15 protein-coding genes are annotated in these 13,310 nt (G+C 40.4%); 7 read left to right on the forward strand and 8 right to left on the reverse strand.

Annotated features, from left to right (window positions below):
* Nucleotides 1-5: 5 nt before the first annotated feature.
* Both MMAH_RS00295 and MMAH_RS10545 read right to left on the reverse strand, forming a co-directional pair.
* On the reverse strand, nt 6-293 hold the full coding sequence (locus MMAH_RS00295; RefSeq protein ID WP_013036541.1) for a hypothetical protein: 288 nt from the start codon (nt 291-293) through the stop codon (nt 6-8).
* Nucleotides 293-448: a hypothetical protein gene (locus tag MMAH_RS10545; RefSeq protein WP_013036542.1), complete on the reverse strand. Its 156-nt coding sequence runs from the start codon at nt 446-448 to the stop codon at nt 293-295. Before MMAH_RS10545 ends, MMAH_RS00295 begins: the two co-directional genes overlap by 1 nt.
* A 326-nt stretch (nt 449-774) precedes the next feature.
* Between MMAH_RS10545 and tnpB the strand changes: the two genes are divergently transcribed.
* The 4 genes from tnpB (at nt 775) to rbr (ending at nt 4,255) form a co-directional block, all read left to right on the forward strand.
* Nucleotides 775-1,887 carry an IS200/IS605 family element RNA-guided endonuclease TnpB gene (gene tnpB, locus MMAH_RS00300; RefSeq protein WP_048902208.1) on the forward strand — a complete coding sequence of 371 codons (1,113 nt, stop codon included), beginning with the start codon at nt 775-777 and terminating at the stop codon, nt 1,885-1,887.
* A 168-nt stretch (nt 1,888-2,055) separates the two neighbouring features.
* A complete protein-coding gene (locus MMAH_RS00305) occupies nt 2,056-3,060 on the forward strand; it encodes a hypothetical protein (protein WP_013036544.1) in 1,005 nt (334 codons plus the stop codon).
* 135 nt (nt 3,061-3,195) lie between these two features.
* Nucleotides 3,196-3,378, forward strand: coding sequence for an NDP-glucose dehydratase epimerase (locus MMAH_RS00310; RefSeq protein WP_013036545.1), 183 nt, complete (start codon nt 3,196-3,198; stop codon nt 3,376-3,378).
* A gap of 292 nt (nt 3,379-3,670) precedes the next feature.
* On the forward strand, nt 3,671-4,255 hold the full coding sequence (rbr, locus tag MMAH_RS00315) for a rubrerythrin (RefSeq protein ID WP_013036546.1): 585 nt from the start codon (nt 3,671-3,673) through the stop codon (nt 4,253-4,255).
* 157 nt (nt 4,256-4,412) lie between these two features.
* Here rbr and MMAH_RS00320 read toward each other — a convergent pair whose 3' ends face one another.
* Nucleotides 4,413-5,159 carry an SIMPL domain-containing protein gene (locus tag MMAH_RS00320; RefSeq protein WP_013036547.1) on the reverse strand — a complete coding sequence of 249 codons (747 nt, stop codon included), beginning with the start codon at nt 5,157-5,159 and terminating at the stop codon, nt 4,413-4,415.
* Nucleotides 5,160-5,802: 643 nt separating this feature from the next.
* On the opposite strand from MMAH_RS00320, the gene MMAH_RS00325 reads away from it, so the two are divergent.
* Complete coding sequence (locus tag MMAH_RS00325) at nt 5,803-6,744, forward strand: hypothetical protein (RefSeq protein ID WP_245526231.1); 942 nt, start codon at nt 5,803-5,805, stop codon at nt 6,742-6,744.
* Nucleotides 6,745-6,828: 84 nt separating this feature from the next.
* Here the strand turns inward: MMAH_RS00325 and MMAH_RS10550 are convergent, their stop codons facing one another.
* From MMAH_RS10550 to MMAH_RS00345, 4 genes are all read right to left on the reverse strand, one after another.
* Entirely contained in the window at nt 6,829-7,101 is a 273-nt protein-coding gene (locus MMAH_RS10550) for a hypothetical protein (protein ID WP_048902042.1), read from the reverse strand.
* 289 nt (nt 7,102-7,390) lie between these two features.
* Nucleotides 7,391-7,744 carry a DUF4870 domain-containing protein gene (locus tag MMAH_RS00335; RefSeq protein ID WP_013036549.1) on the reverse strand — a complete coding sequence of 118 codons (354 nt, stop codon included), beginning with the start codon at nt 7,742-7,744 and terminating at the stop codon, nt 7,391-7,393.
* Nucleotide 7,745: 1 nt separating this feature from the next.
* Nucleotides 7,746-8,534: a hypothetical protein gene (locus tag MMAH_RS00340; protein ID WP_013036550.1), complete on the reverse strand. Its 789-nt coding sequence runs from the start codon at nt 8,532-8,534 to the stop codon at nt 7,746-7,748.
* Between the two features lie 380 nt (nt 8,535-8,914).
* The gene (locus tag MMAH_RS00345) at nt 8,915-9,103 is read right to left on the reverse strand and encodes a YgiT-type zinc finger protein (protein ID WP_013036551.1); all 189 of its coding nucleotides are present in this window, start codon (nt 9,101-9,103) and stop codon (nt 8,915-8,917) included.
* A 120-nt stretch (nt 9,104-9,223) separates the two neighbouring features.
* On the opposite strand from MMAH_RS00345, the gene MMAH_RS00350 reads away from it, so the two are divergent.
* Entirely contained in the window at nt 9,224-9,439 is a 216-nt protein-coding gene (locus tag MMAH_RS00350; protein ID WP_048902043.1) for a hypothetical protein, read from the forward strand.
* 102 nt (nt 9,440-9,541) lie between these two features.
* Here MMAH_RS00350 and MMAH_RS00355 read toward each other — a convergent pair whose 3' ends face one another.
* Nucleotides 9,542-10,057 carry a metal-dependent hydrolase gene (locus MMAH_RS00355; protein WP_013036552.1) on the reverse strand — a complete coding sequence of 172 codons (516 nt, stop codon included), beginning with the start codon at nt 10,055-10,057 and terminating at the stop codon, nt 9,542-9,544.
* Between the two features lie 545 nt (nt 10,058-10,602).
* Between MMAH_RS00355 and MMAH_RS00360 the strand changes: the two genes are divergently transcribed.
* Nucleotides 10,603-13,272: a lectin like domain-containing protein gene (locus tag MMAH_RS00360; RefSeq protein WP_048902045.1), complete on the forward strand. Its 2,670-nt coding sequence runs from the start codon at nt 10,603-10,605 to the stop codon at nt 13,270-13,272.
* Nucleotides 13,273-13,310 lie beyond the last annotated feature (38 nt).

The following is a 13,310-nucleotide window of genomic DNA, read 5'->3' on the forward strand; positions in this document are numbered from 1 at the left end:
TTTCATCACCTGAATATATCGGCTACATCTTTGACCTTTACAAGGGAACTTTTATCTTCGGATTTAATCTTATCAACGACCTCTTCTTTGACGGGCAATTCGTCAACGGGATGCCAGTCGATAGATTCGCAAAAGGAGGCATCAGATTCGGAGATGGTATTGTTGCGGATATAGATCTCGAGTATCTTGCGCTTTCGTATCCCTTCCTGCACGACCCTAGACCATCTGATCCATGAAAGTTCCTGTATCTTTTGATAGAATTCATCGTCAATAGGAATTGTTAGTGTAGCCATCAATTTCCACGGCTCCTTTCATATTTCTCAAATTCTTCGAGCAGATGTATCTTCTTTTCGATACTTTCTTTTGCAACCTGGGTCCAGTTAATATCGGGTAGGTCATCAATTTCCTTTTTGAGCTCATCTGGTATGGCCACAGTATAACGCTTCATAGAATCACCATTTGCATAATATTATGCATTTGCATATATATTAGGATGGTGGGTGGTGTATAACAACATCTGCATTATTGCAAGCAAAAAAACCACTTCCAATCTTTTCCCACAAAACCTCTTCAGGCGTGAAAATAACGCCTATATCGAAAAATTCGTCAGTGATCTATATAAAACATCATCTTCTGCAAAAACATCTCAAATTTGCAATGTATGAAGGGTTTTATCTATTAAAGCAGAAGACTCCTTCCGTAAGGGAGGAGATGAATGCGTCAATGGTTGTTTAACACAATGTTTAAATGATATTAAAACTAATATATTTTTTGATGTTAAGGGCTTACAAGTATAGAATGTATCCTGATGAAAATCAAATTGAAATGTTCCATAAACATTTTGGGGCATGTAGATACATCTATAATTGGGCGTTGGAAAATAAAATTAAATCTTATGAACAGGAAGGCAAATCGATTTCCAGATTTGAACTGAATGGGAAAATTCGGATGTTGAAAAGGGAGTTTGAATGGTTGAAAGAAGTTAATTCTCAATCATTGCAAGGGGCAACTTTGAATCTGGATAATGCGTTTACACGATTTTTCAGGGAGAAGAAGGGGTTTCCCAAATTTAAATCAAGGAAAAATCCAGTGCAATCATTTTCTGTTCCACAACATTATCAAGTAGATTTTGAGAAAAATAAAGTCAAACTCCCAAAAATCGGATGGATTAAAACAAAATTACATAGAAATTTTGAAGGTGTATGTAAAACTGCAACTGTTTCTAAAACGTCTACGGATAAGTATTTCATTAGTATTCTTGTGGATGGTGGTAAAGAATTACCTGTTAAACAAGAATTTGATATTGATACAACTATAGGAGTAGATGTGGGGATAAAAGATTTTGCCATTATGTCAAATGGTGATAAAATTGAAAATCCAAAACATCTTAAAAACACAATTGAAAGATTAAAGGTGCTGCAGCAACGGTTGTCCGGAAAGGAAAAGGGTTCTGCAAATAGACAAAAAGCAAAGTTAGCAGTAGCAAAACTTCATGAGAAGATTGCAAACCAAAGAAACGATTTCCAACATAAATTATCACATAAGTTGATAAGCGAGAATCAAGCAATTGCATTGGAAACATTGAATGTTAATGGTATGCTTAAAAATCATTGTCTTGCACAAAGCATAAGTGATGCTTCATGGAGTTCATTCGTATCTAAATTAGAATATAAAGCAGAATGGTGTGGTAAAACTGTTTTGCGGATTGGACAATTTGAACCAAGTACGAAAATTTGTAATGTGTGTGGTTTTCATAACAAAAACATCACACTTTCAAACCGTAACTGGCAATGTCCTGATTGTGGTACAAAACACGATAGAGATGTAAATGCTGCAATCAACATTAAGAAGTTTGCTTTAAATAAGCAGAATTTAATAGGTATTTGAAGCACCGTAGGGACTATGGGAAGAGCCTGTGGACTTGTTTCCGTTGGGAAAAAGTATGAAGCAGGAAGCACCATGCGTAAGCGTGGTGTAGTTCACTCACAATAACTTTGCATGATGGCAAAACGGAAAGAGAGAAGACTCTTTATAGAGTAAAGGATAAGTGCTCATATGCTAGGTATATTTGAATTGATTGCTGTTGCTCTTTGTATTGTTTTTGTATTAGTTTTAACTGTGAAGGTATGGAAAAACAGGACATATTCGGGCACTAAAAAGATTTTCCTGAGTCTTGCTGTGCTGCTTTTCATGACAGTTCTTGTTTATGGATTATTCTTTTTTGTACTGGTAGACAGCGACCAGGCTTCCTATTATACAACCGGTGGAAAGAATTTTGAAAATATAAATGATGAAAGGATACTGGAGAATGCAAAAGAGGCAGGTTACCAGATCCAGGGTCCTTTCTTTGTAAATGTCAGAGCTCAGGATTCAACAGGCATATATCCGGATGACCTTCCAGAACTTGAGAATCATCTGGGGACTGAATACATTTTGAAATTCAGCACCTACTACTATAATGCAGATACGATAATGGAAATTATGTTTATAGATGAGGATGTGACGACCATTACGTTCTTCAACTACAGTCGACCGGATCCTTACTTTTCTCCTTTTAAAGTAGAGCACCTGCCAGATGACAGGTGGATAATCGACAGGATGGTTGCAGTCTTTGGTTTTGATGAGCAAACAGCCAGGGGTCATCTGCAGGAAATGAAAGCAGAAATCGAAAATGAAAACCGCCCCAAAATGGAATTATCCAGGTCCATTGCACCTTCTTCCCTGTATGCTGACCTGCAAAATATGAGCACCAGTTCCAAATTTTCGCTGACCTACGGAGAAGGCAATACTGCCCTATTGTTTTATGAAGATGAGCGGCTTGCGGGTAAAATCAATTGCGTGGTCCCAAATCACAGAATAGTTCATGTGACAGATGAGGCAACCTATACGATTAAGGTGGACAAATTGGGTGGTGTGGATCTTCATGTGGAACTTCCTGTCGGAGAAAGGATTCCTGAGGAAACATATACTGCGGGTTTCAAGAAGATGTTCAAAGATATTGGATTGCCTGAAGCAGCCGTGGATGAGTATGAGTTCAATTATTCATCTTCGGTGTGGTGATATGGGCGGACATGATCTTCAATCCGGGTGTGTGCGGTCGAGGTTTTTTTGTCAGACAACAGTGTTGCGCTCCCTCTATATATACAGTCTCCGCCAGGACCCTTCCAATACCTACTCTTGCGGCATTACAAATTCATGGAAACGGTCAAAGCAAGGCAGTTACCGGCTATTTTCAGGGATGGTAAGCAGACCTGCGATTTCATCTCAGTGCACGATATCGTGTATCTGGCGCAGTTGCTGGTTGAAAAGGAGGCAGCTATCGGCAAGATATTCAATGCCGGCACAAGCAAACAGATATCATTCAACCGATTGGCTTAAAGCATAGAAATAATCTTTGGCACTGATATACCCTTATAATGCAGTGAGGCCTGGATCGATGGCATCAGCCACAGTGTGGCCGATATCAGTGATTCAGAGGGGAAGGAACTTTCCAAAAGTTTCCCTGTAGGATGGGTTGGTGGAATTTATAGGGAAATGAAAGAGCTTATTGGTGTAATTAAGAAAACCATATCTGCAATTTGATGAAATTGAATTTAAAAAACCATTATATATTTATTAATCAATTCACATAAAACACAATTCATAAAAGGAAAACTTGGAGAAATATAATATGAAAAAGACTGTAGAAAACCTGTCAAAGGCATTTGTAGGGGAAAGCCAGGCCCGAAACCGGTATACAATATATTCTAAGATTGCTAAAAAGGAAGGTTTCGAGCAAATAGCAGATATTTTCCTCCTCACTGCCGAGAACGAAAGAGAGCATGCTAAATGGAGTTTCCAGCTGATCAATGAACTAAAAAAACAAAGTGGAAAATCCTTCGACGATATTGAAATTGAGGCTGACGTCCCGAACGACTACGGTACAACCGCTGAGAATCTAAAAGCCGCGATCAACGGTGAGGATTACGAAACCACCACCATGTATCCCGAATTTGCACAGGCTGCTGAAGATGAGGACCTGCCTGAGGTCGCGGCAAGGCTCAGAGCAATCGGCAAGGCTGAAATGCATCACAAAGAACGCTTTGAAAAACTTCTCAGAGAAGTGGAAAATGGGACCGTATTCAAAAAGGAGAAAGAAGTCGAATGGGTCTGCCGCAAATGTGGCTATGTACACAAAGGACCCGAACCTCCCGAAGAATGTCCTTCATGCGATCATCCCTACAACTATTTCGAGATAAAGTGCGAAGAATATTAAGGTTATATCTGGAACAACAAATATTCATCCCCTCTGTTTTTGATAACCAAAATCACATTGGGAACTTCTTCTTATCCAGAAGGTTGTAAATGGCAATTTCGCCATTCTACAACCCCGGACTTTTTTAGTGTCGGTTCTGAATACCTTCTCAAAAAATTCACTGGATGATGTATGTAACCCGAACTGACATTGAAACCCTGGACTCTCCTGGTTCGATAGGTGTTGCCGGTTTTTCAGCAGCATCCATTGCCACACTTTCCTCATAATATGTTCTTGGCGGTGTACCATCGGATATCGATGATGACTTTACGCCTACGATCTCCACACCCAGATTCTCAGCCAGTATTTCGGCTTTTGATGATGCATCGGCCACAGCTTCGGTGATCAGGTCTTCATGCAATTCTTTCTGTTTTTCATCAGATACAGCAAAAGAAATTCCTCCAATCTGATTTGCTCCTGCAGATGCAGACCTGTCAATCATCTCTCCGAGATTATCGAGGTTTGTAGTGGTTACCTGCACACTATTAGAAGCTGAATACCCTTCAATTGTTCGTGTCTTTTCTCCATAGTTGTATTCGGGCCTCACAGAAACATATGATGTACGAATATCTTCATCCTCCAGACCAAGACCTTTAAGTTCCTCGATAACCGCATTCATAATAACTGCATTCTCCTGACTCGCTTCTTCTGCAGTGGGTGCCATGACCTCTGCACCAATGTTCAGAGTTGCAGTGTCGGGCACAACCATCATTTCTGCATTTCCATTCATCTGTAGGGTATTTTCTGAATTACTGTCAGATCCGCCGACCGATCCTGCATACAACGTCGCTGCCATCAGCACCAGAACTACTGAAAGTGCAATTATGATGTAATATGACTTATCTTTATTATTTTCCTGAGCCATTTTAACCTCTCCTTTATTCCATACAATAGATGTACCGCTAGGTATTAAAAAATTGTCTAAGGTTCGAATTCGTTCGAAGTTACATTAAAAGAGACAGGCAGAGAAAACTCCTTCTCTGTTCAGGTATTTTATACCCAACCCTTATGCGAAAGGACAGTCTACGACTTAATTGACATACTCTTCCGAACATTAGTTGTGGAAATCTGGCAGGTTGTTAACATGCTAAATTTGCAAAAAGAATATAAATTCATCTTTTTATTCCCCCTGATGGGAAAGGGATTTTCTAATGATGGATAACAGAGATGATCTGGTTCATATTCTACATGATACTCGTTTAAATACTGTTTTATCCTGGATTATCGTATTGGTATTTATATTCCTGGCAACTGTGAATTTTTTTGAAGGGCGTTATACATGGACAATTCTGATTATCTTTATAGTAGTTGTCGTTCTTTTGCCAGGATTATTTTTTTGTAAGCCATCGGTAATGCCATCCTGGTTACTATTGCTTCTGGTACTGATCCCTATTGCTGGAAATACAACAGCCTATTATTTTTTCCTTACACGGATTCCTGTGTATATTTCAGTTGCTACGCTCTCACTTTTAATTGTAGCTGAGATAAACTGGTTCACGTCAGTGCGAATGAATCCAAAGTTTGCAATCTATCTTGTGATAGTTACTACACTTGCTGTCACCGGTATGTGGCATTTCATGAGATGGGTACTGGACGTAATGATTGGAACCACATTTCTCCTTGATGGCCGGTCGGTGGATGTAATCAATACTGCAGTGATGTATGAATTCATTTATGCACTGATTGCTGGTATTGTTGCAGGTGTTTTGTTTGGATGGTATTTCAAAACCATGATGAAAAAAGGAACTTCCGACATCATATTTCCAGAGAGGATTATGGATGTATCTCAGGAATACACGTATTCAGAACCACCGAAGGTTATCAGGAAACTACTGGGGTTATCTGCCCGGAAACAAAAGAATATAACAAGGTTTTTGCAGGCATTTCTTGTAATATTATTCATATTTGGTGTTCTCTCAAGGGACCTGCATATATTGCTACGTGCATTTTTAGCACTGATAATTACTTTTGTGCCTGCATTTATGAAACAGAGACACAATCTTTATCTTGATCCATCCCTAACTTTGTGGATAACTATTGCAGTATTTCTTGATGCTATTGGTACATTTTGGCTATATGATAACATCGCCAGATGGGACAATCTGACCCATGCCGTATCTTCAAGTACTATTGCAGCTGCAGGATATGTAATTGTAAGGACTATTGATATTTATGATTCGGAAATTAATATCCCTCCAAGAACGATGTTTGTATTCATCCCCCTGTTCATCCTTTCAGTAGGTGTAATGTGGGAGATTCTGGAATTCATAACCGATGAATTGGCATTGATTATTGGAATAGATGCTTTTCTTGCACAGCATGGTATTCATGATACGATGGGTGATATGCTATTCAATTTGATAGGAGCAATTGTAGTGGCTTTATGGGGCACCTTCTATCTGAATAACCTGTCATATAAAATCGCAGAAATGTTTGAAACCAATAAATAATATAAGACAATCTTATGCAGGATAAGAACGGGCATTAACTGAAATAATATCATGTATTAGGTTAATATATTAAGGAAACGAATATTAATTACATAGGGGCAGAATTAAAAGCAGCTTTCGTATCGTACCACCACCACCACTATACCACTGTCTGTTTTTTTCCAATATCCTGCCCCTCATAACTTCATTTTTTGACGTTTGATCATATCTGCCAGACCAATCAGAATCACTCCTTCTTCCTCTGCAATCTCCCGCATCCGTGGAGTAAAGCCAGTCCGGCTTATCAGGGCGAAATGTCCTAGTTTTCAGGAAATTGAGTTCATCGGCCTGATTCATAAATTTACGAAATATGTTCATTATGATTGCGTTTCGTATACTGGTAATATATGCGGTGGAAATATTTCATGAATCCGGAAAACATCACTATCACTGATAGTTTTATGTAGGTATCACTGTAGAGTGATAGGTACGGATGGTGAACCACTCTTCTTTTACTAAAAGGGCTTCACGATTCTTCTCCTAACTGACACAAGTCCGCAGGCCTCCCAATTCACTGTCATATTTTCTGCAACACTGACCGCTGGTGCAGTGTTCATTATAAGGGGGAAGGTGTGAAGTGTTCCAAATACGGAACATTAATAGACATTCATTCAGAGCGGTCTAATTCAGTATCTCCTGCAATAATTTTATCCGCGTACTCGGAAGCCACAGGTAGTCTTACTAAATTCCCAGTATAGGTCATGTACATCAGGTAAACCCACAATATCAGACTTATCAAACCTATCAGGGTAGATATCACTCCTCCTAGAACTGGGACCATTGAAAGTATGATATTCAGTACGAAAAGACCACCAAATACAACGATCGACTGTGCTGCATTAAATCTCACAGATTTGTTCTTTTTCTCGATTATAAGAAAAATTATGCCGGTTATAAGACCCAGCAGATAGGTCAAAACACCAGCTATATTTTCCTCTAGTCCAGTACTTGTTTCACTCATTTTAATCAGCCCTTGTTTCAACGTATATTATGATTTCAGTCATGTCGTCATAATCAGAGCTGGGTTGGGTCCCAAGTTCTAAAGTTTTAGTATCTTTACTGGCTCTCACATATACCCCAACATCATCTTTTTCAGTTAATATTAGGGATTCAATAATATCCCATCCCTGTGCTTCTAGCTCATTTTCGTAGAATTCTTTGATATCTTCAGGGTTATCGCCAGTTAGATACTCCACCTGTTCCCGATCAATATCTGAATCGACTGTGAGTGAACGATAATCTATCCGTACAGAGTCGGGATACCTGGGTACATCGGCAAAATCCTGGCCATCTACATCCGTGGTAGGCGGGGCATTAGATTCTTCTTCATCAACTGATGGAGTTGTCTCATCATTGCTCATGTCAGCAATGTTAGCTGCATCTCTTGGACCGGTAATTATTGTAGCAGTCGTAGTACCATCATTAACAGCTGTATTTATGGCCATAACTCTATCGTCTTTTTCAAGAGCAACTCCAATTTCATATCCTGCAAAATCTCCTTCCCAGTCAGCTATAACTTCCCAACCTTCACTTTCTGCCGTTTGTTGCAGGTCATTTAGAACCTGGGAAGAATCCTGTGTCTCTATTTCATACTGGGTCAACGAAATGTCATCTCCCAGATTAATACTTCTAGTTTCTTCATAGTCAGAGGGGATGTCATCAACACCCGAATCCCCGTTTGAACAACCACTTAATGCCATTGCTCCAATTATAATAACAAGAACCAATAGGTATATTTTGTTCGATGCCATTTTCCTACACCCCTTTTTATAATATAATTTTTTAGAGTATGGTCTAAAGATAAAATAGTAAACCACCTTTCGGTTAAATATATGTAAATATATTTCACTTAAATTTTTTGGGTGTAATGGTTGTGAAAATAATGCAGATATAATCGGTGCAATGAATATTGAAAACAAAACACGGGATTTCAAGTAATCCTGGAGTGTTAAAGGTGCTTGTCAGCCATCTGGATCAATGCTAATTGACATTCAAGCCCCTTTCCGTTACGGTGTAGTTGATTTGCAGCCAAATTCAGTATTATAGGTATATTTGTTCACACATTATTAATATTACGTGAATGAAAATGGACATTCTACCCACATCCTGTACGTGTGATGAGAATCGCCGCTTACTTGCTATAAGCAATCCTGTCCAGTTGTCTGGAAACCTCCGGCGTATAGTAAACCTCCCTGCAGGTATCACATACGTAGGCAGCCACTTCCACGACCACCCTTTCGCTGTCTGCTTTTTGGATTGCCACGTCGGTGTTTTTCCAGACCAGTTTTCCCTGGCAGAAACTGCAACTATCCGGTATCATATTGTTCTATATCTCCTAAATTGTCCAAATAGTCTTTGTCTGGAAGGGATTTCTGGCTAATATACTAAAGATTGATTTCATATATTATTGGATACACAATAATTGTTGCGACAGTAAAAAGTGAGTTCCTCAAAAGACAGGCAAAACCAGTTAGTAGATGTAGGTGTCCTTAAATCCCTGATCAATAAATCCCGGCTTGTCGACTGGTATTACGGAGAGAGATCAGAGTATTTCATGGTCGTTTCCAGATCCGGGTTTACAGAACAGACCAGGAAATTTGCAGGAAAACACAATTTTGTGCTTTATACGCCTGAGGATCTGCAAGCGCAGGTCTGATGCTTTCTGCTATAACATATTGTGGAAGTTTATCGTCTGTATACGATAAATTCCAGTATATTTGTCGAATATAATCGACAAAATGTGGAGGTGTCATCTGTATTATCTCACTCTACTGTACCATCGCATAGCCCCCACCATGCAGACCACAATCCCGAGAACCTCCGAGACAAAAACCACAGACATGGCCGGCTCATAACAGTTGGAGAACACGTGCATCAGGTAATCCGGGAATCCTCCTGCAATCTCATCGGCAGGGAAACTCCACCCCAGAAGCGGCCAGAACAGTACTTCGGGAGTCTGCCACATCGAGTCTTCCAGTAAATGCAATACTGCTGCAACGGGCAGTATTAGTAAGAAGTCTGCTCGCCACTTCTGCCATATTAACACAATAATGAGGCCGACCAGTACCCAGAAAAGCAGGGTATGAGCAAAGATCCTGCCGCTTGCCAGGGAATCCGCCAGTAAAAACCGGCCCAGGGGTTTGTCGATCAGATCAGGCAGCAGTGCTGCGATCGCTACAAATCGATAATTAACTTTGCCCTGCAATTTAGGATACCATTGCTCTGTCAGATAGAATGCAAGTATAGTTAACCCTATATGACCAAACACAAACATTGATGGTGGAATAATCAATGGATGTGTTTAAAATTACGGTTATTACCCGGTCTGCAAGTTAAGAGCAGGAAAATATCCTGCTCAATTTATCGATTGCTTTTCTGTCTCGTTATCATTGCCGCACCTGCAATCAGTGCTACAGCAAATATGGCAGTAAACTCGGGTATGTGGGCGTATTCTGTTTCAGGCAACCCTCGGTTATTGTACAGACTTTATGCATAAATCCGGTTTTTCCGAGACCATAGAGGGTATCTTCATTGGTGTAACATCATGTCCTCAGCACTACGTTAAGAATAATTTTAAACAGACGACCGACGGACGGGTTTTTTCAGGTGTGAAATTAATGAAGATTTTAGAATCTCGGTTATCTATCTCTAAAAATTGATCCCTCTATTCCCTTTGCAACCCGGAAAACACCGTCTTTGATTTCTCACTCCTGCCTGCCGTGCCTATTTCCTGCAATCATAACAAACAATCAATTGGACTGCTTTGAATGTAACTACTATCAAATAAATTATATAATAATCAAATCTATGAATGATACTATGATCAAAAAAATTATTTTATACTCTGTTATTACCATTCTCCTGCTAAATACAGCACTGGCCTCAGAAAACAATCCCGAAATAACCTCTGCACCCTTAAACCCCGACTTTATTGATTACCAATCCAGCATGCAGAAATCGGATGAAAACACAATAATGTCCTCTTCTGCCAATACGCCATCCCTCGGTCTGATACCTTCTCCTGTTGATTTGAGTCATCTGGATCACCCGGGGCCTGGCAACAATCGCTTCTCTACAGCACAATCTCTTCCCGCCTCCTATGACCTGCGTGAACAAAACCGCGTGACACCGGTAAAGAACCAGGGAGAGGCCGGTTCATGCTGGACATTTGCCACCTATGCCTCCCTTGAATCCTGTACCTATGACAAAGGTCCCTATGATTTTTCCGAGAACCACATGAAAAATACCCTTTCAAACGAAAGCCCCACCGGTTTTGATTTTGAGGAAGGGGGTACTTTAAATATGGCCACGGCCTACCTGGCACGCTGGAGCGGGCCTGTCAATGAAACCGATGACCCATACAGTGACAATTCCAGTTACAATGATTACACAAATCCCGATAAACCCGTAGCAAAACATGTCCAGGAGGTAATTTATCTGCCTGGCAGGGAAAGTGTTTCTGGCAATGATTATCTCAAGAAGGCTGTAATGGAGCACGGAGCACTTTTTACAATTTTTAAGGTTAATCACAGTGCTTTTGCCGATAATTCTACAACCTATTACAATAATGGATCTGAATATGGCAACCGTCATGGAGTGGCTCTTATAGGCTGGAACGACTCTTTCCCAAAGGAAGAATTTGTTAATGAGCCACCCGAGGATGGAGCATTTATAGTAAAAAACAGTTGGGGCACAGAATCAGGTGATTCGGGTTATCTCTATATTTCCTACTATGAAGAAACTTTCAATGTGCAGGAAACAGCCATCTTCTCATCCGCTGCAAATGTAACCAATTATGACAACATCTATCAGTATGATCCTTTAGGTTACATAAATTCATATGGTTTTTCTAATTCTACAACAGCTCACGGCGCCAATGTTTTCCAGTCCTCATCTGAAGAATACCTGGAAGCGGTCAGTTTCTATACCACAGATACAAACGCGATTTGCAACGTGAGTATATATACAAACCTCTCCTCCACGGGCCCTGTAGGGGATAATCTGGTGGCACAAACCAATGAAACCTTTGCACATGCAGGTTATCATACGGTGCCTCTTGACATTCCTGTAAATCTGGCAGAAGGACAAAATTTTTCGGTAATCGCCAAAATATCCAATCCCAGGTTCAAATATCCTCTGGCAATCGAATATCCCATGGCCAATTATTCAAGCAGAGCCTCTGCAAACCCAAACGAGAGTTTTATGAGTCCTGATGGCTCCAACTGGATGGATGTGGGTGAATTGAATGATGTAAACATCTGTATCAAAGCCTTTACCTCTCTGCCACCCTCCACCGTATCCAATCTCACAGCAACCACTGGTCCCTCCTGGATAAACTGGACCTGGTCCAACCCCGATGATAAGGATTTCAATCATACCGAGATTTATGTCAATAACACATTGATATTCAATACTTCTGACACATACTATAACCTCACAGGACTGGTCGACGGTACGAATCATTCCATTGGCCTTAAGACCGTGGATACAGACGGTTATGTGAACAGTACCTGGATAAACAATACTTCACAAACCCTTGATATTGCCCCTGCAACCATAACAGATCTTCACGTAACTTCTTCCACATCTGATTTCTTAGCATGGGGCTGGACCAATCCTGCAAACCACGACTTTGATCACGTCGAGATCTATCTGGACAATGTTTTTCAGGCAAATACTTCTGAATCTGTATACAGGGTCTCCGATCTGAAATCCGGCCACGCCTATAAAATAGGTCTAAAAACCGTGGATAAAGCCGGCAATATCAATAATACCACAATAAATGATATAGCCTCAACAAAAAGCAAGCCTTCAGGCAATGTGATCAAAGGTATGACCACCAGCCTGGAGAGCCGGGAGAATATTGTATCAAAATCCTCTCAGATTCAGAAAGTGGTTGCAGATGAAAATGTGCGTTATGATTTTAAGGATGATTCGATATCTTCAATTGAGTTTAAAGGTACTGACAATTTTGGATATGTAAAAGTATTGGTTGAAAACCTGGACGACACCTCTTCTCTTGTCGATCAGGAGCCACCTGGCAAAATTTACCGCAATTTAAACATCTGGGTGGGAGATAACCGGTTTGACGGCGAAGGCATGACAGATACTGTAATTGGTTTTAAGGTAAGCAAGGACTGGCTATCTGCAAATGACACAAATCCGGATTCGGTCGTTCTGCTCCATTATACCAATGCATGGCAGATTCTGGAAACTGTACAGACAGAGGAAGATGCAGATTATTTCTATTTCGAGGCGCATGCAGATGGTTTTTCCCCGTTTGCCATCTCGGCCGTGGATTCAACAACAGGCACAGATGAAATTTCAAGACCTGATGATTCCGAACAGTCCGCTTCCGGTTCTGCAGAACCTGTTACTGATAGCCTTCCTGAAAACACAACAGAGCCTGCAGAAACAACTCCTGGTCCGGGTGTGCTTGCGGGAATGGGAATAATTTGTATACTTTATGTAATGAGAAAAAGGCTGTAATGATTGCGATTGATGAGGAGGGTAAGAAAGGTAATTGT

It is taken from the genome of Methanohalophilus mahii DSM 5219, assembly GCF_000025865.1.
Classification (GTDB): Archaea; Halobacteriota; Methanosarcinia; order Methanosarcinales; family Methanosarcinaceae; genus Methanohalophilus; species Methanohalophilus mahii.